Annotated in this window: 27 protein-coding genes, 1 other RNA gene and 1 pseudogene; 9 read left to right on the top strand and 20 right to left on the bottom strand. The window is 59.4% G+C overall.

The genetic code is table 11. The features are described 5' to 3' along the window. Position 1: 1 nt before the first annotated feature. The 9 genes from mraY to rsmI all read right to left on the bottom strand — a co-directional run bounded on the left by mraY (position 2) and on the right by rsmI (position 8,893). On the bottom strand, positions 2-1,084 hold the full coding sequence (mraY, locus tag DBR00_RS06600; protein ID WP_108489637.1) for a phospho-N-acetylmuramoyl-pentapeptide-transferase: 1,083 nt from the start codon (positions 1,082-1,084) through the stop codon (positions 2-4). Beyond that, positions 1,084-2,454 carry a UDP-N-acetylmuramoyl-tripeptide--D-alanyl-D-alanine ligase gene (gene murF, locus DBR00_RS06595; RefSeq protein ID WP_108489636.1) on the bottom strand — a complete coding sequence of 457 codons (1,371 nt, stop codon included), beginning with the start codon at positions 2,452-2,454 and terminating at the stop codon, positions 1,084-1,086. Before murF ends, mraY begins: the two co-directional genes overlap by 1 nt. Next, positions 2,447-3,910, bottom strand: a complete 1,464-nt coding sequence (locus tag DBR00_RS06590; RefSeq protein WP_108489635.1) for a UDP-N-acetylmuramoyl-L-alanyl-D-glutamate--2,6-diaminopimelate ligase — start codon at positions 3,908-3,910, stop codon at positions 2,447-2,449. Before DBR00_RS06590 ends, murF begins: the two co-directional genes overlap by 8 nt. Beyond that, the gene (locus tag DBR00_RS06585; RefSeq protein WP_371920621.1) at positions 3,910-5,649 is read right to left on the bottom strand and encodes a peptidoglycan D,D-transpeptidase FtsI family protein; all 1,740 of its coding nucleotides are present in this window, start codon (positions 5,647-5,649) and stop codon (positions 3,910-3,912) included. The genes DBR00_RS06590 and DBR00_RS06585 overlap by 1 nt, the downstream gene beginning before the upstream one ends. After that, positions 5,646-5,939, bottom strand: coding sequence for a cell division protein FtsL (gene ftsL, locus DBR00_RS06580; protein ID WP_108489633.1), 294 nt, complete (start codon positions 5,937-5,939; stop codon positions 5,646-5,648). Before ftsL ends, DBR00_RS06585 begins: the two co-directional genes overlap by 4 nt. Next, a complete protein-coding gene (gene rsmH, locus DBR00_RS06575) occupies positions 5,936-6,877 on the bottom strand; it encodes a 16S rRNA (cytosine(1402)-N(4))-methyltransferase RsmH (protein WP_177479919.1) in 942 nt (313 codons plus the stop codon). Before rsmH ends, ftsL begins: the two co-directional genes overlap by 4 nt. A gap of 2 nt (positions 6,878-6,879) precedes the next feature. Further along, the gene (gene mraZ, locus DBR00_RS06570; protein WP_108489631.1) at positions 6,880-7,335 is read right to left on the bottom strand and encodes a division/cell wall cluster transcriptional repressor MraZ; all 456 of its coding nucleotides are present in this window, start codon (positions 7,333-7,335) and stop codon (positions 6,880-6,882) included. A 309-nt stretch (positions 7,336-7,644) separates the two neighbouring features. After that, positions 7,645-8,003, bottom strand: an RNA gene (gene rnpB, locus DBR00_RS06565) — RNase P RNA component class A. A gap of 41 nt (positions 8,004-8,044) precedes the next feature. Further along, the gene (rsmI, locus tag DBR00_RS06560; RefSeq protein ID WP_177479956.1) at positions 8,045-8,893 is read right to left on the bottom strand and encodes a 16S rRNA (cytidine(1402)-2'-O)-methyltransferase; all 849 of its coding nucleotides are present in this window, start codon (positions 8,891-8,893) and stop codon (positions 8,045-8,047) included. 149 nt (positions 8,894-9,042) lie between these two features. Here rsmI and DBR00_RS06555 point away from each other — a divergent pair, with 149 nt between their 5' ends. Genes DBR00_RS06555 through DBR00_RS06540 form a run of 4 tightly spaced genes read left to right on the top strand, consistent with a single transcriptional unit; the run spans position 9,043 to position 12,379 of the window. Then, positions 9,043-10,854 (top strand): penicillin-binding protein activator, encoded by a 1,812-nt coding sequence (locus DBR00_RS06555; RefSeq protein WP_108486150.1) that lies wholly within the window; start codon positions 9,043-9,045, stop codon positions 10,852-10,854. Next, the gene (locus DBR00_RS06550) at positions 10,851-11,225 is read left to right on the top strand and encodes a YraN family protein (protein ID WP_177479917.1); all 375 of its coding nucleotides are present in this window, start codon (positions 10,851-10,853) and stop codon (positions 11,223-11,225) included. The genes DBR00_RS06555 and DBR00_RS06550 overlap by 4 nt, the downstream gene beginning before the upstream one ends. A 30-nt stretch (positions 11,226-11,255) precedes the next feature. Continuing rightward, on the top strand, positions 11,256-11,849 hold the full coding sequence (locus DBR00_RS06545) for a phosphoheptose isomerase (RefSeq protein ID WP_090249136.1): 594 nt from the start codon (positions 11,256-11,258) through the stop codon (positions 11,847-11,849). Beyond that, complete coding sequence (locus DBR00_RS06540) at positions 11,846-12,379, top strand: BON domain-containing protein (RefSeq protein WP_108486149.1); 534 nt, start codon at positions 11,846-11,848, stop codon at positions 12,377-12,379. Before DBR00_RS06545 ends, DBR00_RS06540 begins: the two co-directional genes overlap by 4 nt. Before the next feature lie 67 nt (positions 12,380-12,446). Here the strand turns inward: DBR00_RS06540 and DBR00_RS06535 are convergent, their stop codons facing one another. The 7 genes from DBR00_RS06535 to rplM all read right to left on the bottom strand — a co-directional run bounded on the left by DBR00_RS06535 (position 12,447) and on the right by rplM (position 17,261). Beyond that, a complete protein-coding gene (locus tag DBR00_RS06535) occupies positions 12,447-12,860 on the bottom strand; it encodes a ClpXP protease specificity-enhancing factor (protein WP_108486148.1) in 414 nt (137 codons plus the stop codon). 15 nt (positions 12,861-12,875) lie between these two features. Beyond that, entirely contained in the window at positions 12,876-13,493 is a 618-nt protein-coding gene (locus DBR00_RS06530) for a glutathione S-transferase N-terminal domain-containing protein (RefSeq protein ID WP_108486147.1), read from the bottom strand. Positions 13,494-13,582: 89 nt separating this feature from the next. Next, a complete protein-coding gene (locus DBR00_RS06525; RefSeq protein ID WP_108486146.1) occupies positions 13,583-14,365 on the bottom strand; it encodes a cytochrome c1 in 783 nt (260 codons plus the stop codon). Next, positions 14,365-15,576 (bottom strand): cytochrome bc complex cytochrome b subunit, encoded by a 1,212-nt coding sequence (locus tag DBR00_RS06520; RefSeq protein ID WP_108538027.1) that lies wholly within the window; start codon positions 15,574-15,576, stop codon positions 14,365-14,367. Before DBR00_RS06520 ends, DBR00_RS06525 begins: the two co-directional genes overlap by 1 nt. Then, entirely contained in the window at positions 15,576-16,169 is a 594-nt protein-coding gene (gene petA, locus DBR00_RS06515) for a ubiquinol-cytochrome c reductase iron-sulfur subunit (protein WP_090249148.1), read from the bottom strand. Before petA ends, DBR00_RS06520 begins: the two co-directional genes overlap by 1 nt. Before the next feature lie 256 nt (positions 16,170-16,425). After that, positions 16,426-16,818, bottom strand: coding sequence for a 30S ribosomal protein S9 (gene rpsI / locus DBR00_RS06510; RefSeq protein WP_108489408.1), 393 nt, complete (start codon positions 16,816-16,818; stop codon positions 16,426-16,428). Between the two features lie 14 nt (positions 16,819-16,832). Next, positions 16,833-17,261 carry a 50S ribosomal protein L13 gene (rplM, locus tag DBR00_RS06505; RefSeq protein ID WP_090382254.1) on the bottom strand — a complete coding sequence of 143 codons (429 nt, stop codon included), beginning with the start codon at positions 17,259-17,261 and terminating at the stop codon, positions 16,833-16,835. 250 nt (positions 17,262-17,511) lie between these two features. On the opposite strand from rplM, the gene DBR00_RS06500 reads away from it, so the two are divergent. After that, a complete protein-coding gene (locus tag DBR00_RS06500) occupies positions 17,512-18,549 on the top strand; it encodes an NADP(H)-dependent aldo-keto reductase (RefSeq protein WP_108489409.1) in 1,038 nt (345 codons plus the stop codon). 58 nt (positions 18,550-18,607) lie between these two features. Here DBR00_RS06500 and DBR00_RS06495 read toward each other — a convergent pair whose 3' ends face one another. Next, positions 18,608-19,744: an acyl-CoA dehydrogenase family protein gene (locus tag DBR00_RS06495; protein ID WP_108489410.1), complete on the bottom strand. Its 1,137-nt coding sequence runs from the start codon at positions 19,742-19,744 to the stop codon at positions 18,608-18,610. Positions 19,745-19,984: 240 nt separating this feature from the next. On the opposite strand from DBR00_RS06495, the gene DBR00_RS06490 reads away from it, so the two are divergent. After that, positions 19,985-20,890: a GlxA family transcriptional regulator gene (locus DBR00_RS06490; RefSeq protein ID WP_177479953.1), complete on the top strand. Its 906-nt coding sequence runs from the start codon at positions 19,985-19,987 to the stop codon at positions 20,888-20,890. 135 nt (positions 20,891-21,025) lie between these two features. Then, positions 21,026-21,991 carry a hypothetical protein gene (locus tag DBR00_RS06485; protein WP_108489412.1) on the top strand — a complete coding sequence of 322 codons (966 nt, stop codon included), beginning with the start codon at positions 21,026-21,028 and terminating at the stop codon, positions 21,989-21,991. 89 nt (positions 21,992-22,080) lie between these two features. On the opposite strand, the pseudogene DBR00_RS20940 reads toward DBR00_RS06485, so the two are convergent. The 3 genes and pseudogenes from DBR00_RS20940 to DBR00_RS06470 all read right to left on the bottom strand — a co-directional run. Further along, positions 22,081-22,230, bottom strand: a pseudogene (locus DBR00_RS20940) (DUF6435 family protein); the annotation flags it as partial. Between the two features lie 105 nt (positions 22,231-22,335). Further along, on the bottom strand, positions 22,336-22,962 hold the full coding sequence (locus tag DBR00_RS06475) for a PolC-type DNA polymerase III (RefSeq protein ID WP_108489413.1): 627 nt from the start codon (positions 22,960-22,962) through the stop codon (positions 22,336-22,338). A 3-nt stretch (positions 22,963-22,965) separates the two neighbouring features. Further along, positions 22,966-23,445, bottom strand: coding sequence for an NYN domain-containing protein (locus tag DBR00_RS06470; protein ID WP_108489414.1), 480 nt, complete (start codon positions 23,443-23,445; stop codon positions 22,966-22,968). Between the two features lie 206 nt (positions 23,446-23,651). On the opposite strand from DBR00_RS06470, the gene DBR00_RS06465 reads away from it, so the two are divergent. Then, positions 23,652-24,314: a YciC family protein gene (locus tag DBR00_RS06465; protein WP_108489415.1), complete on the top strand. Its 663-nt coding sequence runs from the start codon at positions 23,652-23,654 to the stop codon at positions 24,312-24,314. Positions 24,315-24,343: 29 nt separating this feature from the next. Then, positions 24,344-24,778 (top strand): VOC family protein, encoded by a 435-nt coding sequence (locus DBR00_RS06460; RefSeq protein WP_108489416.1) that lies wholly within the window; start codon positions 24,344-24,346, stop codon positions 24,776-24,778. The last annotated feature ends 12 nt before the right edge of the window (positions 24,779-24,790 follow it).

Below are 24,790 nucleotides of genomic sequence, written 5' to 3'. Positions count from 1 at the left end.
CTCAACGCAGCTTCAGGGTGGCAAGGCCGATCAGCACCAGAATCACGGTGATGATCCAGAAACGCACGATCACGCGCGGCTCGGGCCAGCCTTTCAGTTCAAAATGGTGATGGATCGGCGCCATGCGGAACACGCGCTTGCCGGTCAGTTTGAAGCTGGCGACCTGGATGATCACCGACAGGGTTTCCACCACGAAGATGCCGCCCATGATGAACAGCACCACTTCCTGACGGACGATCACCGCGATGGTGCCCAGGGCCGCGCCCAGGGCCAGGGCACCGACGTCGCCCATAAACACCTGCGCCGGGTAGGTGTTGAACCAGAGGAAGCCAAGACCAGCGCCGACCAGGGCGGCGCAGAACACGATCAGTTCACCTGCACCCGGCACGTAGGGAATAAACAGGTATTCGGCGAACTTCACGTTGCCCGACAGGTAGCAGAAAATCCCCAGCGCGCCGCCGACCATCACGGTAGGCAGAATGGCCAGGCCGTCGAGGCCGTCAGTGAGGTTGACAGCGTTGCTCGACCCGACGATCACGAAGTAGGTCAGGACCACGAAGCCCAGGCCCAGCTCCAGACCGAAATCCTTGATCATCGGCAGGATCAGGGTGGTTTCCACCGGGCTTTGCGCAGTCATATAAAGGAACAGGGCCGCCCCCAGACCGAACACCGACTGCCAGAAGTACTTCCAACGACTCGGCAGGCCCCGCGAGTTCTTTTCGATCACCTTGCGATAATCGTCGACCCAGCCAATGGCACCAAACAGCAGGGTGACGGCCAGCACGACCCACACATAGCGGTTGGACAGGTCAGCCCAGAGCAGGGTGCTGAAAGCAATGGCCGACAGAATCAGCGCCCCCCCCATGGTTGGCGTGCCCTTCTTCGACAGATGCGACTGTGGGCCGTCATTGCGCACCGCCTGGCCGATCTGGCGAATCTGCAAGGTGCGGATCATCCATGGACCGAGCCACAGCGACAAGGCCAGCGCCGTGAGCACGCCGAGAATGCCGCGCAGTGTCAGGTACTGGAACACTGCGAAACCCTTGTGGAACTGTTGCAGGTATTCCGCCAGCAGCAGCAGCATTAGTGAACCTCCCCAGACGTGCCACACAGTGCCGCCACGACGTTTTCCATCGCGGCGCTGCGTGAACCTTTAATAAGAACAGTGGTGTCGCCCTGCTCGCTCTGCAGCGCCGCAATCAGGCTGGCCTGGTCGGCAAAATGCCGGCCATCTGTGCCGAATTCTTCAATGGCAAACGCCATCAGCGGGCCAACGGCATACACCGCATCGACCTTACCCAGCGCATAGCTGCCGACCTGGCGATGGCCCTGCTCGGCCCACGCACCCAGCTCGCCAATGTCACCCAACACCAGCACGCGGCGGCCGGGGAAACCGGCGAGGATATCGATGGCGGCGCAGACCGAAGTCGGGTTGGCGTTGTAGCTGTCGTCGATCACGCGCAGGCCACTCGGTGCAATCTGCGCAACGGCGCGACCCTTGACCGGTTGCAGGTTTTCCAGGCCGGCCTTGATTGCCACAGGCGCAACCCCCAGCGCCAGAGCGGCAGCAGCCGCGGCCAGGGCGTTGGCCACATTGTGCTCACCAAGCAGATTGAGCTGGATGCGGGCCTGACCGCTGGCGCAATGCAGGGTAAACGCCGAGCAGCCACGAGCATCGCGGGCCAGCTCGCTGGCGTAAACGTCAGCCGCCGGATTAACCAGGGCGAAACTGCTGACGCGGCGACCTTTGGCGCGCTGCTGCCAGATGGTAAAGGCCCGGTCATCAAGGTTGAGCACGGCCACACCGCTGTCGCTCAAGCCTTCGAGTATCTCGCCCTTGGCTTCAACAATTTTCTCTGGGCCGCCAAACTCACCCACATGCGCAGTGCCGGCGTTATTCAGCACGGCCACCTGGGGCTTGGTCAGGCTGACGGTGTAAGCAATCTCGCCGACATGGTTGGCACCCAGTTCGATGACACCAGCGACATGCTCAGGCGCCAACTCCAGCAGGGTCAGCGGCGCACCAAGGTCGTTATTGAGGTTGCCACGGGTGGCCAGCACCAGACCTTGCAGGCCTTCGCGCAGGATGCTGGCGAGCATTTCCTTGACGGTGGTCTTGCCGCTGGAACCGGTGATGGCGACCACCGGCGCAGTGAACGCCTGACGATTCAGGGCGCCCAACTGCCCCAGGGCCACACGGGTATCGGCGACCAACAGTTGCGGCAGCGGCGCATCCGCCACTTCACGCTCAACCAGCGCCGCCACTGCACCTTTGCCGGCGACTTCAGCCAGGTAGTCGTGGCCATCAAAGCGCGGGCCGGCCAGGGCGACAAACAGCTGGCCTGGCTGAATGGCGCGGCTGTCGCTGCTGACGGCGCTGAACACCACATCGCCCCCGATCACTCGGGCGCTCAGTGGCCCCACCACTTCGCTCAACCGCAGCGCCTTAAGCATGCGCCACCTCCCATGCAGCCAACGCGTTGGCTGCTTCGACCAGATCGGAGAATGGCTGACGCACGCCGTTGATTTCCTGATAGTCCTCATGCCCCTTACCGGCCATCACCAGCACATCATCGGCAGACGCGCTGGCGATTAGCTGAGCAATCGCCTGACCACGGCCATGGACGAACTGCACGGCCTCAGGTGTGGCGAAACCGGCGCGAATGTCTTTGAAGATCTGTGCAGGGGCTTCGGTGCGTGGGTTGTCATCGGTGACCAGTACCGCATCAGCGAGGCGCTCGACCACCGCTGCCATCAGCGGGCGCTTACCGTTGTCACGGTCGCCACCACAGCCGAACAGGCACAGCAGGCGGCCTTTGACATGCGGGCGCAGGGCTTCGAGGACTTTTTCCAGCGCATCTGGCGTGTGCGCATAATCCACAACGACCAAAGGCAACTTGCCACCGCCCAGGCGCTGCATACGGCCAATAGGGCCCTGCAGCTGCGGCAGCACTTTGAGGATTTCATCCAGCGGGTAATCCAGGCCGAGCAGCGCACCAACCACCGCCAGCAGGTTGCTCAGGTTGAAGCGCCCGAGCAGCGAGCTGCGCAGGCTGCCTTCACCGCGCGGGGTGACCAGCGTGGCGCGCACACCCTGCTCGTCAAACTGCGCATCGCGGCAATACAGATAGGCGTCGGCGTCGATCAGGCTGTAGCTGATCAGCCGGGAGTCGTGCTCCGCAGCGGCCAGTTCACGACCAAAGGCATCATCCAGGTTGAGCACCCGGCAACGCAGGTCCGACCAGGCGAAGAGCGTGGCTTTCGCCTCGGCGTAGGCCTGCATAGAACCGTGATAGTCCAGGTGATCACGGGACAGGTTGGTCAGCACCGCCACATCAAACGCCAGGGCAGCCACACGTCCCTGATGCAGGCCGTGTGACGAGACTTCCATGGCCACGGCGCGAGCACCGGCGTTCTTCATGTCAGCCAGGGTGGCCTGCACGCCAATCGGGTCAGGTGTGGTATGACGGCCCTGCTCGAGCGCGCCGTAGAAACCATTGCCGAGGGTGCCGACGATACCGCAGCGCTCGCCAAGCAGGTCCAGCGCCTGGGCCAGCAATTGGCTGACGCTGGTCTTGCCGTTGGTGCCGGTAATACCGATCAGGTGCAGGCCACGGCTTGGCTCGCCATAGAAGCGCCCGGCAATCGCCGACAACTGACTGGCCAGACCTTTGAGCGCAACCAGCTCCGCACTGTGCGCGGTCATCACGGCAGCGCCCTCCACCTCGTAGGCTACAGCGGCCGCGCCGCGGGCAACGGCATCGGCAATGTGCACGCGACCATCTTGCTGGGTGCCCGGCACAGCCAGAAACAGGTCACCCGGACGCACCTTGCGGCTGTCCAGGGTCAATTCGCGAATCAGGGTTGAGCTGGCGGCTTCCGGCAACAGCTGATTAAGCGGCATGGGCATCAGATACGCCCTCCTTTAACGGGTGCAGCAGCGACGGTTTCGACCTTCACCGCATCAGGTGGCGGCAGATTATCCGGTGCAACGTTCATCAGCCGCAGCGCACCGGCCATGACCTTGCCAAACACCGGTGCAGAAACCAGGCCACCGTAGTAACCGCCTTCGCTTGGTTCATCGATCATGATCACAGCGGCAATACGCGGGTTGTCGATGGGTGCGACACCCGCGAAGAACGAGCGATAAGCCTTGTCGACATAGCCCTTGCTGCCGGTAGCGGCTTTACGCGCGGTGCCGCTCTTGCCGCCGACGTGGTAACCCGGCACCTTGGCCCGCGCACCGCCGCCGCCCGGCTCTTCAACCACGGCCTGAAGCATGCCAAGCACGGTTTTGGCGATCTGCTCATCAATCACTTGAGTCGAGACCGGCTGACGGTCCAGCCGCACCATCGACAGTTGAACGTTCTTGCCGTCGTTGGCCAGCACCGAGTAGGCATGCGCCAGCTGCACGGCTGTCACCGAAAGGCCGTAGCCGTACGCCAGGGTGGCGGTCTCGGCCTGTTTCCAGACCCGGTAGTTGGGCAGATTGCCAACGCGCTCACCGGGGAAGCTCAGACCCGTGTCCTGGCCCAAACCGACTTGCTGCATCACGGCGTAGATAGGCTCGGCACCAATATCGAACGCCACCTTGCTGATGCCGACGTTGCTCGATTTCATCAGAATCTGGGTCAGGTTAAGCACACCGCCACGCGACACGTCACGGATGGTGTAACGGCCGATACGCAGACTGCCGGGAGCAGTATCCACGGTCATTTCCGGCGTCCAGCGACCAGAGCCAAGGGCGGCGGCGATGGAAAACGGCTTAACGGTCGAGCCGGGCTCAAACACATCAATCATTGCCCGATTGCGCATGGCCGCCGGCTGCAGGTTGCGGCGATTATTCGGGTTGTAGGTCGGCTGGTTGACCATGGCCAGCACTTCGCCGGTCTGCACGTCGAGCAACACCAGGCTGCCGGCCTTGGCGCCGAACTCGGTGACGGCATTGCGCAGCTCGCGGTGCGCCAGGTATTGCAGGCGCAGGTCAATCGACAATGCCAAGGCCTTACCGGCCTTGGCATTCTGTGCCACCTGGACATCCTTGATCAGCCGCCCGCGCCGATCCTTGAGCACCTGACGCTTGCCTGGCACGCCGGCCAGCCAGTCCTCGAAGGCCAGTTCCATGCCCTCGCGGCCGCGGTCATCAATGTCGGTAAAGCCCACCACATGGGCAGCTACCTCACCAGCCGGATAAAAGCGGCGGAACTCTTCAATGCCATACACCCCTGGCACTTTCAGATCGAGAATGCGCTGCCCCTGCTCCGGCGTCAGCCCGCGCACCAGGTACATAAACTCGCGCTCGGCATTGGCCTGCAGCCGCACACTGAAGGCCTTGGGCTCCTGCCCCAGGGCAGCCGCCAGTGCATTCCACTTGGCCTGGCCACTCTGCAGTTCCTTGCCGTTAGCCCACAAGGTGATAACTGGGGTACTTACGGCCAAAGGTTCGCCATTGCGATCGGTGATCAGGCCGCGGTGCGCCGGAATCGGGATATGCCGAACGCTGCGCGCATCGCCATGGGCCTGCAGGAAGCGCTGATCGAACACTTGCAGGTCGACAATACGCCAGGCGATCGCGCCCACCATCAGGGCCAGCAGTAGCAGCACCAGACGGAACCGCCAAGGGTAGAGTGCGCCTTCAAGCCCCATCATGGCGCCACCATACGCACTTCGGCGGCATCCGGAATCCGCATGCTCAGGCGCTCAGTGGCGAGGGTTTCGATACGGTTGTGCGCCGTCCAGGTGCTTTGCTCGAGGATCAGCCGACCCCACTCAGCCTGCGCTTTGTCGCGCACGCTGAGCTCGGCATACAGCTCATTGAGCAGCTGGCGATTCCAGTGCGCGCTGTAGGAAACCCCTACGGCCGACACCAGCACAGCCAAGAACAGCAGCAGCATCAGCAGACTACCGCCGGGCAATGGCTTAGCGAACAGCGCGCTCATCGCACTTTCTCGGCAATGCGCATTACAGCGCTGCGCGAACGCGGATTGGCCGCAAGCTCAGCCTCGGAAGCAAACACCGGCTTGCCGATCAGTTTCAGGCGCGGCTCAAACGCTTTCGGGATGATCGGCAGATCACGCGGCAGCTTGTCCACCTCACCCTTGGCATGCTTGCGCATAAAGAGTTTGACGATGCGATCTTCCAGCGAATGGAAGCTGATCACCACCAGGCGACCGCCCACCTCAAGGTTTTCCAGAGCGGCGTCGAGGCCGCCTTCCAGATCACCCAATTCGTTGTTGATATAGATGCGCAGCCCCTGGAAGGCGCGAGTCGCCGGATTCTTGCCCTTTTCCCAGGCAGGATTGGCGACAGTCAACACCTGAGCAAGGTCGGCGGTGCGGGTAAACGGCTGCTCGGCGCGACGCAACACGACTGCACGGGCCATGCGTTTGGCGAAGCGTTCTTCGCCGTACTCCTTGAAAACCCGGGCGATTTCTTCTTCAGCGGCGCTGGCGATGAAGTCTGCCGCGCTGACACCGGCATCCGGGTTCATGCGCATATCCAGCGGACCGTCATTCATAAAACTGAAGCCGCGCTCGGCGTCATCCAGCTGCGGCGATGACACGCCCAGGTCCAACAGAATACCGCTGACTTTGCCTGCCAGAGCGCGCTGTACTAGTTCGTCACCCAGCTCGGCAAAGCTGCGCTGCACAACGACAAAGCGGCCGTCTTCGGCCGCCAGCGCATTCCCGGTCGCGATTGCCAGGGGATCTTTGTCAAACCCCAGCAAGCGACCGTCTGGCCCGAGCCCTTCCAGAATCAGCCGGCTATGCCCGCCACGTCCAAAGGTGCCATCCAGGTAGCAACCGTTCGCGCGCACAGCCAGCCCTTCGACAGCCTCGTCGAGTAGCACGGTGATATGGCGAAAGTTGCTGGTCATGGTCACAGGATCAAGTCACGTAGGTCGTCGGACAGAGCACCTGGTTGCTTGATCGCGGCCAGATCGGCATCGGCCACGGCATTCCAGGAATCTTCGTCCCACAGTTGAAATTTATTGAGTTGACCGACCAGCATCGCGCGCTTGTCCAGCTTGGCGTACTCACGCAGACGGGGCGGCACCAGGAAACGACCACTGGCATCCAGCTCAAGGTCAACAGCGTTGCCAATCAGCAAACGCTGCAGACGGCGGTTTTCTTCACGAAAAGAAGCGAGCTCGCGGAGCTTGGCTTCAATCAGCTCCCACTCGGACAACGGATAGACACACAGACAAGGATCAATGGCATCAATCGTGACAATGAGCTGACCGGCACAACGCGACACAAGCTCATCCCGATACCGACTTGGCATCGCGAGTCGCCCTTTGGCGTCGAGACTGATGGCGTTAGCTCCGCGAAACACGATCGCGTTTCCCCTTTTTATTAGCTATCCGTGCCTAAGAAACCCACTTTGTGCCACTTCTTACCACTCGCGCACACTATAGGAACGCACGCACCCCACCGTCAAGGCACGCTTGGCGGGAAAAATCCTTATAGAACGGCGATTTAGCAAACTTTCAGAGAGGCGAAACGGAGGAAAAACTCGAAGTTTCGGACACAAAAACAAGCCGATACAGCGAGCTGAACTTCAAAGTTAAAGTGATTTATTAAGAGTAAGATTTTTTCGGTATTAGAAAGGAAGCGAAGCAGTGAAGCGGATAAATGAGGAAGGGTGGAGAGTCGATCTGTAAGCCGGGTTCTGTCGAGGACAGTCATTCCTCTACGACGTACATCACTGCACGCCTTTAGCAACCTACCCGGTTCCAGCGCGGGCCACGCCAATGGAACCCTATTTGGTCTTGCTCCGAGTGGGGTTTGCCTAGCCACGAACTGTTACCAGTCGCGCGGTGCGCTCTTACCGCACCTTTTCACCCTTACCGGCACCGAAATGCTTAGGCGGTTATTTTCTGTGGCACTTTCCGTAGGCTCACGCCTCCCAGGCGTTACCTGGCACTCCGCCCTATGGAGCCCGGACTTTCCTCCCCCGCATTACGCAGAACGCAATACGGCAGCGACTGCCCGATCGACTCTCCGCGGGCAAGGTTAACGGCCCGCGCCCGATAGAACAAGGTTTAAACGTCTTTCTGCTGCTCCAGGGCAACCTGATAGAGCAAGTTCTTGCGCACTCCAGTGATCTCCGCCGCCAGCGCTGCCGCACGCTTCAGCGGCATTTCGGCCAACAGCAGATTCAACACACGCATCGCTTCAGCACTGACCGCCTCTTCACCTTCGGGCGCCTGCCAACCTGCCACCAACACCACACATTCACCGCGCTGTTGATTACTGTCGGCAGCCACCCAAGCGGCCAGTTCAGCCAACGGCATACCCTTGAGCGTCTCAAAGGTCTTGGTCAGCTCACGCGCCAACAAGGCCGGACGCTCATCGCCGAAAACTGCCTGCATATCCTGCAGACACTCGAGAATGCGGTGCGGCGCCTCATAGAAGATCAGCGTACGCGGTTCTTCCTTTACCTGCTCAAGACGTGCGCGACGCCCTGCCGCCTTGGCAGGCAGAAAACCCTCGAAGATAAAGCGATCCGAGGGCAAGCCCGCAGCAGACAGCGCAGCAATCAGCGCGCAGGCGCCCGGCACTGGAACCACCGCAACACCAGCAGCGCGCGCCTGGCGCACCAGGTGATAGCCCGGATCAGAAATCAGCGGAGTGCCGGCATCGGAGATCAACGCCACATCGTCACCCTCGAGCAACCGCGCAAGAAAGCGCCCACCCTGATCGCGCTCGTTGTGCTCATGACAGGCTGCCAGCGGGGTGCCGATGCCAAAGTGCTGCATCAGCCGTGCGGAATGACGAGTGTCTTCTGCGGCGATCAGAGCCACGCTGCGCAGGATAGTCAACGCCCGCGTGCTGATGTCATCTAGGTTGCCAATGGGCGTAGCCACCACATAAAGACGGCCCAAAGGCACATTTGCAGCAGCGGAAGTGGTCACAGCACAGGCCTCTCAAAATCAACAAAGCGCGCATTGTAGCCCGTTTCCAACCTTCGACATCGCGCCACCCGGCGGGCTTGGGTACAATTCAAGGCTCAATTTGATCAAGTATCAGGAACGCTTACATGATCGCCTGCCTGCGCCCCCTTTCCATCCTCTGCCTTGCTGGCTTGCTCGCCGCCTGCGCCAGCCAACCTTCATCGACCCTGGGCGAGCTGCCACGCACACCACAAGCCAGCATCGAACAACTGCTGCAGCAAGCGGCCGAGAGCCCCGTCGAGCAAGGCGCGGCACTGCGTTTGTCGGCGGCAGATCTGGCCTATAAACAGAAGGATTTAGCCCGCGCCAGCAGCATTCTGGAGCAGGTGCAACTGGAACACCTGAAGCCCGCTCAGCAGATCTACACCAGCACCCTGCGTGCCGAACTGGACATGAGCCGCAACAAACCCAAAGCCGCCCTGCGCGCCCTCAGCCACCCGAGCATGGAACGCCTCGGCGAGCTGCCGGTTGAACAGCAGGTACGCAGCCAGCTGGTACGCGCCAACGCCCTGCAAGCCACCGGGCAGACCCTGGCCGCAGCGCGCGAACGCGCCTATATCGCCCCACTGCTCAGTGGCGCCAGCGCTGCACACAACCTGGAAGCCATCTGGACCCTGGTTTCCAGCCTGCCACAAAGCGAACTGCAAGCCAGCGGTGATGCCGACCTCGACGGCTGGCTGGAGCTGGCCCGCGCCTCCAAGAGCGCCGGCACCCTGGAGCAGCAGCAAACCGCTATTGATGCCTGGGTTGCAGCCAACCCGCAGCACCCTGCCGCGCAACAACTGCCGCAGGCGCTGGTCGAGCTGAAAAAGCTCTCCAGCCAACCACTGACCGAGATCGCCCTGCTGCTGCCACAAGATGGCCAACTGGCCAGCGTGGCGCGTGCGTTGCGCGACGGCTTTCTGGCAGCCCACTACCAAGCACAGCAAGCCGGACAGAACCCTCCGAACATTCAGATTTTTGACAGCTCGCGCATAGGTTCCATGGACGCCTTCTACGCCCAGGCTAAGGCCGCCGGCGTACAACTGGTAATCGGCCCCCTGGAGAAAAACCTGGTCAGCCAACTGAGCAGCCGCGAACAACTGCCCATCACCACCCTCGCCCTGAACTACAGCGAAGGCAGCCAGGAAGGTCCGGCGCAACTGTTCCAGTTCGGCCTCGCTGCCGAGGACGAAGCCCGCGAAGTCGCCCGGCGCGCTTGGGCCGACGGCATGCGCCGCGCCGTAGCGCTGGTGCCCAACGGCGAATGGGGCGACCGCGTACTCGCCGCCTTCCGCCAGAGCTGGCAAGCCCAGGGCGGCACTCTGATTGCGGCCGAACATGTTGATCAGCCTGTCGAGCTGGCCCGGCAGATCGCCGACCTGTTCCAGCTGCGCGAAAGCGAGGCGCGCAGCAAGCGCCTGCAGAACACCCTGGGCACCTCGGTAGCCGCCGCTCCGTCACGCCGCCGTGATGTCGACTTTATTTTCCTCGCCGCCACTCCACAGCAGGCCCAGCAGATCAAACCGACCCTGGCCTTCCAGTACGCCGGCGATGTACCGGTGTATGCCACATCACACCTGTTTACCGGCACCTATAACCAGGCGCAGTACATCGACCTCAACGGCATCATGTTCTGTGAAACCCCCTGGCTGCTGAACGTCAACGACCCACTGCGCCAGCAAGCCAGTACGCAATGGCCGCAGGCCGGTGGCAGCCTCGGCCGCTTGTATGCCATGGGCGCAGACGCTTACCTCCTGGCACCGCGCCTGAACCAACTCAAAGCCTTGCCCGAGACTCGCCTGCAGGGCCTGTCCGGCAACCTGAGCCTGAACCCGCACCAGCGTATCGAGCGCCAGCTACCCTGGGCCGCGTTCCGCGATGGCCAGGTCCAGCCCCTGCCTGAAAGCATCAATTGAGCGAGCGTATTAGCACGCAACAACGCGGTGATGCTGCCGAAGCCCAGGCGCGGCAGCATCTCGAACAGCATGGCCTGCGTCTGCTGGCACAGAACTGGCGCTGCCGCCTTGGTGAGCTCGATCTGGTCATGCTCGACGCCGATACAGTAGTATTCGTAGAAGTTCGCTATCGGCGCTATAGCGCCTGGGGCGGCGCAGCAGAGAGCGTGGATGCACGCAAACGTGAGAAACTCAGCCGCGCCGCTCAGCACTTCCTGCAACAAGAATCACGCTGGGCCAAGTACCCATGCCGCTTTGATGTGATTGCCATAAACGCCGACAGCCAAGCCCCCGCGCAACTGGACTGGATTCAAAACGCCTTTGATACCTGAACAGAAGCCACACTGAAGGTTATATCTCCAATGGACATGCAAGCCCGTATTCGCCACCTGTTCCAAGCCAGCATTGAAACCAAGCAGCAGGCCATGGAAGTGCTCATCCCCTTTATCGAGCAAGGCAGCCAGGCCATGGTTCAGGCACTGCTCAGCGAGGGCAAGATTCTCTCCTGCGGTAATGGCGGCTCTGCCGGCGACGCCCAGCACTTCTCCTCCGAGCTGCTCAACCGCTTCGAGCGCGAGCGCCCCAGCTTGCCAGCCATCGCTCTAACCACCGATAGCTCGACCATCACCTCGATTGCCAACGATTACAGCTACAACGAGGTGTTCTCCAAGCAGATTCGCGCACTCGGCCAGCCGGGCGACGTGCTGCTGGCGATTTCCACCAGCGGTAACTCAGCCAACGTGATCCAGGCCATACAGGCCGCCCACGACCGCGAGATGACCGTGGTGGCTCTCACCGGCCGCGATGGCGGCGGCATGGCTTCACTGCTACTGCCGGAAGACGTGGAGATCCGCGTCCCCTCGAAAGTCACCGCACGCATTCAGGAAGTCCACCTGCTGGCCATCCACTGCCTGTGCGACCTGATCGACAGCCAACTGTTTGGGAGTGAAGAATGACCCGTTCACCGCTGATCCTTGCCGCCCTTGCGCTGGCACTCGCCCTGGCCGGCTGCGGCAACCGCAGCGTCGGCAACAAGATCGACGACCAGTTCATCCCTTCGGAAGTCAGTTCCAGCGTTGCCCGCGCGCACATCGATCTGACCAGCCCGACGTCGCATATTGTCGTCACCAGCTACAACGGTGTAGTTCTGCTCGCGGGCCAGACACCGCGCAACGACCTCAAGGGCATGGCCGAACAGGCCGCCCGCCGCGTCAACAACGTGAAGAAGGTGCACAACGAACTGCAGGTTCTGCAGCCCACTTCGCTGCTGGTGCGCAGCAATGACTCGTTGCTGACTAGCCGCATCAAGACCCAGATGCTAGCCGACAGCGCCGTGCCAGGCTCGCGCATCAAGGTGATCACTGAAAACGGTATCGTCTATATGCTCGGCCTGGTCTCGCAAGCCGAAGCCACGCACGCCACCAACCTGGTGCAAAGCGTATCCGGCGTACAGAAAGTGGTGAAGCTGTTCCAGTACACCAACTGATAGCACCAGCAAAACCGCCCGTGCGGCAACCATAAAAAAGGCGATCCTCGGATCGCCTTTTTTATGGTTACTTGACCACTTTCAGACTGGGCCTACCACTGGGGCGCGGCGGCTCATCATCCGGCGGACTTTGCTCATCCGGATCTTCGATTTCATCGCCATCAAGCATCGGCGACTCCGCATCAAACACCATGCCCTGACCATTCTCCCGCGCATAGATCGCCAGCACTGCAGCCGCAGGGATATATAGACTCTGCGGCACACCGGAAAAGCGCCCCTCAAAGCTCACCGCTTCGTTATCCATATGCAGATGACGCACAGCCGTGGGCGAAACATTAAGGACAATCTGTCCATCGTTGGCAAAGCCGGCGGGCACCTGAACACCGGGAAACTCAGCATTCACCAGCAGGTGCGGGGTGCAATCGTTGTCCACGATCCACTCATAGAGGGCACGCACCAGATAAGGACGGCTCGACTTCATGACAACCTCCTTGGGTTAACGCATGTCACGTTCAGCAGGTGACAAGCTGATCTGAAATGCCTCACGGGCAAACTGACGCTCCATGTAATCGAGCAACGGTTTGGCCGGCTTTGGCAACTCTATTCCCAGAATCGGCAAACGCCAAAGAATGGGCAGCAGGCAGCAGTCGACCAGGCTCAACTCGTCACTGAGAAAATACGGCTTATCAGCGAACAGCGGCGACACGCCAGTCAAACTCTCGCGCAACTCCTTGCGCGCCAAAGCACGGGCCGCCTCCTTGCTACGCGGATCAAGAATCAGGTCAACCTGAGCACACCAGTCACGCTGGATACGATGAATCAGCAGCCGGCTATTCGCACGCGCCACCGGATACACCGGCAACAACGGCGGATGCGGGTAACGCTCATCCAGATATTCCATCACCACCGTTGACTCATACAGCGCCAGATCACGATCCACCAGCGTTGGCAGGCTGGCGTAGGGATTAACCTCCAGCAGCTTGGCCGGGTAGCGATCCTTCTCGACACTGATGATTTCGGCGCTGACACCCTTCTCGGCGAGCACAATGCGTACGCGGTGGGAATAGTGGTCGGCGGGGTCGGAGTAACAGGCCAACCGATTGGTCACGCCCATGGCGATCCTCCTCGCTTATAAAGTTATGTGAAGCAGAAAGACCTGCGCGCCCAAAGGGGCGCGCAGGTCAACAGCGGAGATGCAAAGGATTAATGCACGTCCTTCCAATATTCGCGCTTGAGCAGATAGGCGAACACGAAGAAGAAGGCAAGATACAGCAGAACGTAGGTACCGATACGCTGACTTTGCAATTTGACCGGATTGGCCGAGTAGGCGAGGAAGGTCACCAGGTTCTGGATCTTTTCATCGAACTCTTCAGTGCTCAACTGGCCAGTCTTAGGCTCGATGGTCAGTTGATCACAGGCCTCGTGGGTGATCGGCGTGCCGGTCAGCGGATCGAACAGCTTCTTGCCATCCTCAACCACTTGAACCTGCTTGCAACCGATGTATTGACGGCCCTGCAGGGCCACCAACACGTTCGGCATGCCCACATTCGGGAACACCTTGTTGTTGGCACCCAGCGGACGCGCAGTGTCTTCATAGAAGGTGCGCAGGTAGGTGTACAACCAGTCGTTACCACGTACACGAGCGACCAGGGTCAGGTCAGGCGGCGCCGCGCCGAACCAGGCCTTGGCGTCTGCCGGCTTCATGCCGATTTTCATGTGCTCGCCAATCTTGGCGCCGTTGAAAACCAGGTTTTCCAGCATGACCTCATGCGGGATCCCCAAATCATTGGCGACGCGCTCATAGCGCTGGTATTGGGCCGAATGGCAACCCATGCAGTAGTTGGCGAAGGTACGAGCACCATCTTGCAGAGCCACCTTGTCTGCCAGATCGATATCAACCTTGTCCAGTGGATACTCAACACCACCAGCGGCAAAACCCAGGCCTGGCAGAAGCGCAATAATTAATGCTGCAAAATGCTTTTTCATCAGCCAGTCACCCTTTCCGGAACCGGTTTGGTCTTCTCGAGTTTGGTGTAGAACGGCATCAGGATGAAGTACGCGAAGTACAGGAAGGTACATACCTGCGACAACAGCGTACGGCCCGGCGTCGGAGCCAGCACACCCAACACGCCCAGAATCACGAAGGACACGCAGAAGATCAGCAGCCAGACCTTGCTCATCCAGCCCTTGTAACGCATCGACTTGACCGGACTACGATCCAGCCATGGCAGCACGAACAGCACTGCAATAGCCGCACCCATGGCAATAACACCCAGCAGCTTGTCTGGCACCGCACGCAGAATCGCGTAGAACGGGGTGAAGTACCAAACCGGCGCAATATGCGCGGGGGTCTTGAACGGGTTGGCCGCTTCGAAGTTCGGCTTCTCGAGGAAATAGCCACCCATTTCCGGGAAGAAGAAGATCACGAAGCAGAAGACAAACAGGAACACCACAACACCGACGATATCTTTAACGGTGTAGTACGGGTGGAAGGCGATGCCGTCGAGCGGAATGCCGTTTTCGCCCTTTTTCTTCTTGATGTCGACGCCGTCTGGGTTGTTTGAACCCACTTCGTGCAACGCCAGGATGTGTAACACCACCAAGCCGAGAATTACGATCGGCAGAGCCACAACGTGCAGGGCGAAGAAGCGGTTCAAGGTGATACCGGAAATCAGGTAGTCACCGCGAATCCACTGAGTCAGATCCGCACCGATCACCGGAATGGCACCGAACAGCGAGATGATTACCTGGGCACCCCAGTAGGACATCTGGCCCCACGGCAACAGGTAACCCATGAAGGCCTCAGCCATGAGCATCAGGTAGATCAGCATGCCGAAGATCCACACCAACTCACGCGGCTTCTGATAAGAGCCGTAAAGCAGACCGCGGAACATATGCAGGTAGACCACCACGAAGAACGCCGAAGCACCGGTGGAATGCATGTAGCGCAGAATCCAGCCGTACTCCACATCACGCATGATGTACTCGACCGAAGCAAACGCCTCTTCAGCCGACGGGTTATAGCTCATGGTCAGCCAGACACCGGTAACGATCTGGTTAACCAGAACCAACAATGCCAGGGAGCCGAAGAAGTAGAAGAAGTTGAAGTTCTTTGGCGCGTAATACTTGGAGAGATGGTCTTCCCACATTTTGGTCGCGGGAAAGCGCGCATCGACCCATTCCATGAATTTATTCATCATGCTTTCTCCTGATCCACACCGATGATGATTACATCATCCGACTCATACGTGTGCGGCGGTACAGGCAGATTCAAGGGTGCCGGCTGAGCCTTGTAGACACGCCCTGCGAGGTCGTAGCGCGAACCGTGGCATGGGCAGAAATAGCCACCAACCCAGTCTGCACCCAGATCCGCCGGGGCCACTTCCGGACGGAAGGATGGCGCACAACCCAGGTGAGTACACAGGCCTACCAGCAGCAAAACCTCTGGTTTGATTGAGCGGGTTTTCGGGTCGACATAGCTCGGTTGTTCCGATGCCTTGGAATCGAAGTCAGCCAACTGACCCTCGATTTTCACCAGATTACTGAGAATTTCCTCGGTACGGCGCACGATAAAAACCGGCTGCCCCCGCCACTCAGCAACCATCTGCTGGCCCGGCTCAATTTTGCTGACGTTCACCTTAACGGGTGCTCCGGCAGCTTTAGCCTTGGCGCTTGGGAACCAGGACCCCACGAACGGGACCGCGGCACCCACCGCTCCTGCAGCGCCCACCACAGAGGTGGCCGCTACCAGAAAGCGACGCCGGCCTGCATTCACGCCGTCATTGCTCATTCAGTCGTCTCCCATCAGCTTTATGGCCTGTTGGTCAGGCCTATACTAGGTAAAAATCGAGTCGCGCAAAAAATTTGCCAAATGGTAAAGAAAAGCCCCTTTACTGACAAGGTAATTACCCACGGACAACAGACTCAACCCCTTACAAATCAGGGCATCCGCGGATGCGGCATGATGCCGCACAAGCTTTCGACACCCATAAAAAAACGCCCAGCTCCGAATGGTGCTGGGCGTTTTTTTGAACGCAGGTAGCGAATTAACGCTTGGAGTACTGCGGACGCTTACGCGCTTTACGCAGACCAACCTTCTTACGCTCAACTTCACGTGCATCGCGAGTCACGAAACCTGCTTTACGCAGAGCCGGACGCAGAGCCTCGTCGTAGTCCATCAGAGCGCGAGTGATACCGTGGCGGATTGCGCCAGCTTGACCACTTACACCACCACCAACAACAGTAACGTAAACGTCGAATTTCTCGACCATCTCAACCAGCTCCAGCGGCTGACGAACTACCATGCGGGCAGTTTCGCGACCGAAGAAGGTATCGAGAGCACGATTGTTGATGGAGATTTTGCCAGTACCAGCACGCAGGAAAACGCGAGCGGTTGCAGTCTTGCGACGGCCAGTGCCGTAATTTTGAGTCGCCGACATAATGAACTATTCCGTTAAATCTTCAGTTCTTGGGGCTGCTGAGCGGTATGAGGGTGAGCAGCACCCGCATAGACTTTCAGCTTACGGTACATGTCGCGACCCAGCGGGTTCTTCGGCAGCATGCCTTTTACCGCAGTCTCGATCACGCGCTCAGGGGCTTTAGCGATCAGCTTTTCAAAGTTGATCGACTTGATGCCGCCCGGAAAACCGGAGTGGGAGTAGTACATCTTGTCAGTGGTTTTGGCACCAGTAACACGAATCTGCTCGGCATTGATGATGACGATATAGTCGCCAGTATCAACGTGCGGAGTGTATTCAGGCTTGTGCTTGCCACGCAGACGGCTTGCAACTTCGGTAGCCAGACGACCCAGGGTCTGACCTGCAGCGTCGACGACAAACCAGTCGCGCTTAACTGTTTCCGGTTTAGCAGTAAAAGTTTTCATTCTTTATAGCCTCAGGGGCCGCCCTGATAAATAAGACGGCGGATCTTACTGAATAGTGCGTACTTTGACAAGGTCAAAGGCAGCCGAAAACAGGCGCTATCGGGGGCTCGGGTCAGCGCGTCCGTAATACGGCAAGATTCTTCGGCAGGCGGCGCATCACTTCCACTGCAGAAAGAGGTGCGCAATTATGCAGATTGCGCGGAGAATTTCAACACGATTATGCCAACCCACTTTATTCAAGGAGCTTGCAATGGATTACCGTCAACTCGGCCGTACCGATCTCAAGGTCAGCAGCCTGTGCCTGGGCACCATGACCTGGGGCGAGCAGAACAGTGCCAGCGAGGGTTTCGCCCAGATCGAACGCGCCAAGGCTTACGGGGTGAATTTCATCGATACGGCGGAAATGTATCCAGTGCCCCCGCGTGCCGAGACCTACAGCAAGACCGAACAGATCATCGGTGACTACTTCCAACAACGCGGTGATCGTAATGACTGGGTGCTGGCCAGCAAGATCGCCGGCCCAGGTAATGGCATCAGCTACATCCGCGACGGCCAACTCAAACATAACCGTGCGCACATCGTTGCAGCGCTGGATGCCAGCCTCAAACGCCTGCAGACCGACTGGATCGACCTCTATCAGCTGCACTGGCCGGAACGCCCAACCAACTTCTTCGGCCAACTCGGCTATCGCCACCAGCACAGCGAATACACGCCTTTGGAGGAAACCCTCGAAGCCCTGGACGAGCAGGTCAAAGCCGGAAAAATTCGCCATATTGGCCTGTCCAATGAAACGCCGTGGGGCACCATGAAGTTCCTGCAGCTGGCAGAGCAACGCGGCTGGCCGCGCAGCGTATCGATTCAAAACCCCTACAACCTGCTTAACCGCAGCTTCGAAGTGGGCCTGGCGGAAATCGCCATCCGTGAACAATGCGGCCTTCTCGCCTACTCCCCCCTGGCCTTCGGCATGCTCAGCGGCAAGTACGCAGACGGCGCACGCCCAGCCAATGCACGGATCAGCCTGTTCAACCGCTTTGCTCGCTACACCAATCCGGAATCGGAAAGCGCTTGCGCACGTTACGTCGATCTAGCGCGCAAACATGGCCTGGATCCAGCGCAGATGGCCCTGGCCTTTGTTACCACACAACCCTTCGTCACCAGCAACATCATCGGCGCAACCAGCCTGGAGCAACTGGACTGCAACCTGGCCAGCAGCGAGCTGACACTGTCCGCCGAGGTAATGGCCTGCATCGAGGCGATCCACAAAGCCCAGCCCAACCCGGCACCCTGACCGATACCAGAGACATAAAAAAGCCCGGCGATTACCGGGCTTTTTACTCAACGCATGATCACAGCGAGCGGGCGATGATCTCTTTCATGATCTCGTTTGTGCCGGCGTAGATACGCTGCACCCGCGCATCAGCCCAGGCACGCGCCACCGGGTATTCCCACATATAGCCGTAGCCACCGTGCAACTGCACACACTCATCCAACACCTTGCACTGCAGGTCAGTCCCCCAGTACTTGAGCATCGCGGCGGTCGGCACATCCAGTTTCTTATTCAGGTGCAACTCCAGGCAGCGATCGACAAACACACGACCAACTTGAATCTCAGTGGCCATCTCCGCCAACTTGAAGCGGGTGTTCTGAAAGTCACCAATTGCCTTGCCGAAGGCCTTGCGCTCACGGGTGTATTCAAGCGTCCACTTGAGCGCCGCCTCGGCTGACGCCAGAGCCCCTACCCCGACAGTCAAACGCTCCTGCGGTAACTCCTGCATCAGGTAGGCGAAACCCATACCCGCTTGACCCAACAGATTTTCTTTGGGCACGCGCACATCCTGGAAGAACAGCTCGGAGGTGTCCTGAGCCTTCATACCGACCTTTTCCAGACGCTTGCCCTTGGAGAAACCCGGGGTATTGGCCTCGACCAGAAACAGGCTGGTGCCCTTGGCACCGGCTTTCGGATCGGTCTTGGCCACCACGATCACCAGATCAGCGAGGAATCCATTGGTGATAAAGGTCTTCGAGCCATTGATCACATACTCATCACCCTCCAACACGGCAGTGGTTTTCACGCCCTGGAGGTCGGAACCGGCACCGGGCTCAGTCATGGCGATGGCGGTGACCATCTCACCGGACACCAGTTTGGGCAGGTAATGCTGCTTCTGCGCTTCACTGCCGTAATGCAGGATATAGGGGGCGACGATGTCCGAATGCAGCGAGAAACCAATGCCGGTCAGCCCCAGGCGACCGACCTCCTCGATTACCACCGTGCTGTAGAGAAAATCCGCCGCCATGCCGCCATATTCTTCCGGTATATGCGAGCAGAGCATCCCCGCCTCCCCCGCCTTGCTCCACAGCGCGCGATCGATATGGCCATCCTTCTCCCACTGGTGGTGAAAAGGCACGGCTTCCTGCTCAAGGAACTTGCGCACGCTGTCGCGAAACTGTTCGTGTTCGGAGCTGAAAATCGTTCTGGGGATCATGGCAACACCTGCTTGATAGAGCGGTTTTAAAGTGGCCTCGACTTTAGCCAAGCAAACGCTTGGTCACACTGGACACAAGCGCCAAAAAATAAGACGATCCAGCCAGCTCATGACCACTTAGCCTTAATAAGAACAATATATATGCCGAATCCGTCACCAGCGCCGCTGCACCGCGTCAGCATTCTTGCCACCGAGGGCGTGTTTGCCTCGACCCTGATGCAGGCCAAAGACTTCTTCCACATGGCCAGCCTACGTTACGGCAAACAGCAGGGCCGCGGCCTGACACCGACCTTTGAAATCCACCTGGTCAGCCCGGATGGCAAGCCCGTGCGCAGTTTCAGTGATGTGCTGATCCCGGTCGACAGCGCGCTGGACGATGCTGACGTGATCATCCTGCCAGCCTTCTGGGATGATTTCGATGCACTGTGCCAGCGCCATCCGCAGGTGCTCAGCTGGCTCAAGCAACGCCACGCGGCGGGCACGGCCATCTGCGGAGAGGCTACCGGCGTGTTCTGGATGGCCCAGGCTGGCCTGCTCGATGGCAAGGAAGCTACCACCTACTGGCGTTTCTTCAGCGAGTTTGCCGAGCGTTTCCCCAAGGTGCTGCTCAATCAGGAAAAACACTTGTCGGATGCTGACAACCTTTACTGCGCCGGTGGCGTGACCTCAGCTTGCGACCTTTATATCTACCTGATCGAACGGTTCTGCGGCGCCAGCGTGGCCCAGGGCGTGGCCCGCGACATTCTTTATGAAGTGCAGCGTAACTACGCACCCGGTCGCATCGGCTTTGGCGGGCAGAAACTGCACCACGACATGACCATCCTGCAAATCCAGCAATGGCTGGAAGACCACTTCGCCGACAAGTTTCGCTTCGAAGATGTGGCCCGCGAACACGGCATGAGTATCCGCAACTTTATGCGCCGCTTCCAGACAGCCACCGGCGACAAGCCGCTGCACTACCTGCAGCGCCTGCGCATCGAAACCGCCAAGGGCCTGCTCAGCGCCACCCGCAAAAGCATCAAGACCATCAGCTACGAAGTCGGTTACGACGATGCCAGCTTCTTCGCGCGCCTGTTTCGTCAGCACACGGAACTGTCACCCAACCAGTACCGCCGCCAGTTCCAGCACAAGGACAGCCATGCTTAAGGCTGGCCATGAAAGGCATCGGACGCAGTGAAAACCCGCGCAACTCATCCTTGGATGGGTGGGACGCGGGAGGTAGCACTCTATGATCGGCGCATCCCTTGCGGGACTACCTACAACAACAATCAGGTCATCGCCATGCGCCGCACACTTATTGCCTTACTTGCCGCCTGCAGCTTCAGCGCAGTCGCCGCCGACAACTGGAAACCCTTTCCCTACGACCAAAGCGCCTACGACTATTCAGGCGACAAGCTGCGCCAAGCCTGGCCGCAACTGACCCGTGGTTTCGGTGCCAACTACCCCTTCCCCGACGCCGACTGGGTAGTGACCATGGCCACCACCCACCCGCAGGCCCTGGAGAAAACCGTACTGGCCAATACCGGGTTTACCGGCAAGCCGGAAGAAGCCGAGATCTACGCTGCCAAACTGCAGGACGTGTGGCGCCTGATGTTCCGTGGCGACTTCGCCGAGGCGAAGAAACAAGGCCTGGCCCTGGGGGTCGGCGGACAAATTCCAGCCATGTTCGCCCAGGTGGTCTACGCCATGTTCCTGGTCCCCGACCAAGCTGAGAAACATAAACTGCTGGAAGAAGTGATCAGCTACACCGACCAGGCCGGCGAGCTGGTACAGGCCGACACCGTGGCACAGTTCGGCCGCGTCTACGCCAAGGCACGCCTGGGCGAAGAGTTGTCGGTGCCTGTGGTGCTCAAGCGCGGCTACACCTCGCAGATCCCTGACGAACTCAAGGCTCTACTGGCCAAACAGCCCAACCAGCCTTTCGCTCTCGCCCTTTATGGCGGTTATGAAGCAGGGGTGATCCGCAAGGTCGGCAAGATGGTCGGCCGCATGACCTACGGCGTCAGCGCGGACAATATGGAGAAGTACTTCAGTCGCAGCTTCAAGGCCCAGGACAACCTGCCCATCGGCCACTACGAGTACGCTAACGCCCTGACCTACGTGTATGGCGACGACGAACAGGCCAAGGCTCTGCAGCACCTCAAGCGCGCCGTAGCGATCAAGCCAATCAACGCCATGGAAGCGTTAGAAGTGGCCCACGCGCAGAAAATGCTCGCCCAGTACGAGCAGAAGCTGGCGCAGAAGTAAGCACCACTGAAACGCAAAAAGGCTGCCTGATGGCAGCCTTTTTTGATTATCACATCGGCGAACCATTGCTTAGCCCGCTCCAGGGGCTCCAACTGCGTCCAAAACGCCTGCGCGTCTTCCGTCAGCATCGAATAGCTGCGGATATCACTGTTACGCTGCGCCTGCATCGCCTCTTCTAACTTGGCACTGTATTGCTTGCGTAGTTTCTTGGCGGGCTCGCGTTTAAACAAACCGAACATACTGTGTGCCTCTGTCGACACAGAGCCCTGAATAAGCGCCTGCCCGGCTTAATTCAGCTACGCGCCACACTTGAGGCGCAGTTGTAACGAGCCGCTAAAACACCGTCAGCCAAAGGCATGATCGCGGATTTTCTGCAGCGCCAGCGACATCTTCGCGGCCGGCACCCGCTGCAGGTTACACAGCAGCTCATGCGAGATATCGGCAATGCCGTGGCGCTCGCGCAGCAGCGCCACCATAAAGCAGGTCAGGTTGGCCGCCATCTCGGCATCGGCCAGCGCACGGTGTGCCTTGCCAGTATCAGGCAGGCCGATCCACTGATTGAGATTACCCAGCTTATGACTCGGCGCCATCGGTAACAGACGACGCGACAGCAACAAAGAACAGGCAAACGGCTGCACACGACGACGGCGAATCAGCGCCAGCTCAGCGTCCCAAAATTTCTGATCGAAACTGGCATTATGCGCCAGCAACGGACGGTCGCCGACAAACTCCACCACGTCCTGCATCACCTGCGCGGCAGGCGGTGCGGTGCGCAGCATGGCGTTGCTGATGCCGGTGAGTTGCTCGATAAACGGCGGTACCCAGGCGCCACTGTTCATCAGACTCTGGTAGCGCGCAACGATCTGCCCATCCTCGACGATTACCACACCGATTTCGGTGGCACGCGCCTGCTGGGCCGGTGACATACCGGTGGTTTCAAAGTCGAGTACAGCGATGGAATCCGTGAGCATCAATCAGTTTCTCAGCAGCAGCGCGCCATCGATCGGCACGTAGCGGCTGGCCGCACGCACCAGCGATTGCGCAGTCAGCCCCGGCACGCCATAGGCCACGGCCTCGACGCCATAACTGCCACGGATCTTGTCCAGCAGCAGGTCGAAGTCACCGTCGCCGGAGGCCAGCACCACTTCATCGACCCGCGGCGCTGCGTCCATGATGTCGATGGTGATGCCAACATCCCAATCGCCCTTGGCCGAGCCGTCGCTACGCTGAATGAAAGGTTTGAGCTTCACGGTAAAACCAAGGTTGCGCAGGATCTGCTGAAACTGCTGCTGCTTCTGGTCACCGCGATCAATGGCGTAGGCATAGGCTTCGACAATCTGCCCGTGCTGACTGATATCGGCCCACAGCGCGGCGTAATTGAAATGACAACCATAAGCCTGGCGCACGGTGTAATAGAGGTTCTGTACATCGGCGAATACGGCGATCTTCTTCACCGGTAATCCTCATCATGCGGCTGACGGGCAGAAAGCCCTCAGGTTAAAGTCTGTGCGCAGTATGCCAGCCAACCGTCATGAGCATGGCCAATCAGCGCAACAAATATGCCGACGTCCTTAGAACCAACGTTCTATTCGATTCATTTTTGGAGTGCCAACGCAGATCCGTTAACGTGCATAACTGAGTTCAACCTCGATAAGCCATCATGAATATGTTCTCTGCCCTGCGTGACTCTTGGTACTTCTTCAGCCACAACCTGTGGGCAATCACCCGCCTGTGTTTGCCGCTGATCGTGCTGGAGGGGATTTTTCTACAGCACGTCAGTGACCTAGCGCCCGCAGAGTCGGAAACAGCCTGGCGACTGCTGGCGGGACTGCTGTTCTACCCGCTGTACAGCGCTGCACTGATCCTGTTTCTCGATGCCCGCAGCAATGGCCTGCAGCCATCAGCGCGCGACCTCATCGCCGGTGGTTTACGCCTGTGGCCACAATTTGCCCTGCTCGCCGCCATCATGACCCTGAGCATCCTGCTGGGCGCGTCGCTGTTCGTTCTACCTGGGGTGTGGCTGATGGTGAAACTGGCTTTTGCCGAGTACCTGCTGGTACTGCGCGGCATGCCTCCGCTTAAAGCCCTGCAGGAGAGTTTCAGCATGAGTACAGGCTACTTCTGGCCCATGCTCGCCTGTATTTTGATCGTCATGTTGCCACTGTGGCTGCTCGATGGCTGGCTCCAGTCCAGTGCGGTATTCCACGAAGACGCCTTGGCCAATCTGGCGCTGGACTGCACAAGCCGTTATCTCCAACTATTCTCAAGCGTCGTACTGTTTCGTTTATTCATGCTGCGCAGTACCCAGCCAGACGTCGAGTGAGCGCCAGCAGCAATCAAGGAGGACGGTTTATGGCTGACGCCACCCCCAGTATCCTTTCGCACGTGTCCATCGGCACCAACCAGTTCGACAAGGCAACAGCCTTCTATGATCAGGTCCTCGCCACCCTCGGCTGCAAGCGTGTGCTCGCCCATCCCGGCGCAGTCGCCTATGGCCGCGAATACCCGGAGTTCTGGGTGCAGACACCGATCAACGGCAAACCGGCAAGCATCGGCAATGGCAGTCATTTCGGATTTGTCGCCCCGGACAAGGCCGCAGTGCATGATTTTTACCAGGCAGCACTGGAGGCCGGCGCCACTGATGAAGGCGCCCCAGGCCCGCGCGCAGAGTATGGTGAGCCTTACTACGGCTGTTTTGTGCGCGATCTGGATGGGCACAAAATTGAAGCCACCTTCTGGGATCTTGAACTGGTTTACGAGCTGTACATTGAACCGAACGAACACTGAGCGGTTGTCAGC

The sequence above is a fragment of the Pseudomonas sp. HMWF032 genome (assembly GCF_003060885.1).
Classification (GTDB): Bacteria; Pseudomonadota; Gammaproteobacteria; order Pseudomonadales; family Pseudomonadaceae; genus Aquipseudomonas.
The sequence above is the reverse complement of the archived record's forward strand: the minus strand, read 5'-3'. Positions and strand labels throughout refer to the sequence as shown.

What these genes read in the sequence shown, in the direction of transcription:
- mraY (WP_108489637.1), bottom strand. Translation starts at nt 1,084, where the DNA reads ATGCTGCTGCTGCTGGCGGAATACCTGCAACAGTTCCACAAGGGTTTC.
- murF (WP_108489636.1), bottom strand. Translation starts at nt 2,454, where the DNA reads ATGCTTAAGGCGCTGCGGTTGAGCGAAGTGGTGGGGCCACTGAGCGCC.
- DBR00_RS06590 (WP_108489635.1), bottom strand. Translation starts at nt 3,910, where the DNA reads ATGCCCATGCCGCTTAATCAGCTGTTGCCGGAAGCCGCCAGCTCAACC.
- DBR00_RS06585 (WP_371920621.1), bottom strand. Translation starts at nt 5,649, where the DNA reads ATGATGGGGCTTGAAGGCGCACTCTACCCTTGGCGGTTCCGTCTGGTG.
- ftsL (WP_108489633.1), bottom strand. Translation starts at nt 5,939, where the DNA reads ATGAGCGCGCTGTTCGCTAAGCCATTGCCCGGCGGTAGTCTGCTGATG.
- rsmH (WP_177479919.1), bottom strand. Translation starts at nt 6,877, where the DNA reads ATGACCAGCAACTTTCGCCATATCACCGTGCTACTCGACGAGGCTGTC.
- DBR00_RS06555 (WP_108486150.1), top strand. Translation starts at nt 9,043, where the DNA reads ATGATCGCCTGCCTGCGCCCCCTTTCCATCCTCTGCCTTGCTGGCTTG.
- DBR00_RS06545 (WP_090249136.1), top strand. Translation starts at nt 11,256, where the DNA reads ATGGACATGCAAGCCCGTATTCGCCACCTGTTCCAAGCCAGCATTGAA.
- DBR00_RS06540 (WP_108486149.1), top strand. Translation starts at nt 11,846, where the DNA reads ATGACCCGTTCACCGCTGATCCTTGCCGCCCTTGCGCTGGCACTCGCC.
- DBR00_RS06535 (WP_108486148.1), bottom strand. Translation starts at nt 12,860, where the DNA reads ATGAAGTCGAGCCGTCCTTATCTGGTGCGTGCCCTCTATGAGTGGATC.
- DBR00_RS06530 (WP_108486147.1), bottom strand. Translation starts at nt 13,493, where the DNA reads ATGGGCGTGACCAATCGGTTGGCCTGTTACTCCGACCCCGCCGACCAC.
- DBR00_RS06525 (WP_108486146.1), bottom strand. Translation starts at nt 14,365, where the DNA reads ATGAAAAAGCATTTTGCAGCATTAATTATTGCGCTTCTGCCAGGCCTG.
- DBR00_RS06520 (WP_108538027.1), bottom strand. Translation starts at nt 15,576, where the DNA reads ATGAATAAATTCATGGAATGGGTCGATGCGCGCTTTCCCGCGACCAAA.
- petA (WP_090249148.1), bottom strand. Translation starts at nt 16,169, where the DNA reads ATGAGCAATGACGGCGTGAATGCAGGCCGGCGTCGCTTTCTGGTAGCG.
- rpsI (WP_108489408.1), bottom strand. Translation starts at nt 16,818, where the DNA reads ATGTCGGCGACTCAAAATTACGGCACTGGCCGTCGCAAGACTGCAACC.
- rplM (WP_090382254.1), bottom strand. Translation starts at nt 17,261, where the DNA reads ATGAAAACTTTTACTGCTAAACCGGAAACAGTTAAGCGCGACTGGTTT.
- DBR00_RS06500 (WP_108489409.1), top strand. Translation starts at nt 17,512, where the DNA reads ATGGATTACCGTCAACTCGGCCGTACCGATCTCAAGGTCAGCAGCCTG.
- DBR00_RS06495 (WP_108489410.1), bottom strand. Translation starts at nt 19,744, where the DNA reads ATGATCCCCAGAACGATTTTCAGCTCCGAACACGAACAGTTTCGCGAC.
- DBR00_RS06490 (WP_177479953.1), top strand. Translation starts at nt 19,985, where the DNA reads ATGGCCAGCCTACGTTACGGCAAACAGCAGGGCCGCGGCCTGACACCG.
- DBR00_RS06485 (WP_108489412.1), top strand. Translation starts at nt 21,026, where the DNA reads ATGCGCCGCACACTTATTGCCTTACTTGCCGCCTGCAGCTTCAGCGCA.
- DBR00_RS06475 (WP_108489413.1), bottom strand. Translation starts at nt 22,962, where the DNA reads ATGCTCACGGATTCCATCGCTGTACTCGACTTTGAAACCACCGGTATG.
- DBR00_RS06465 (WP_108489415.1), top strand. Translation starts at nt 23,652, where the DNA reads ATGAATATGTTCTCTGCCCTGCGTGACTCTTGGTACTTCTTCAGCCAC.
- DBR00_RS06460 (WP_108489416.1), top strand. Translation starts at nt 24,344, where the DNA reads ATGGCTGACGCCACCCCCAGTATCCTTTCGCACGTGTCCATCGGCACC.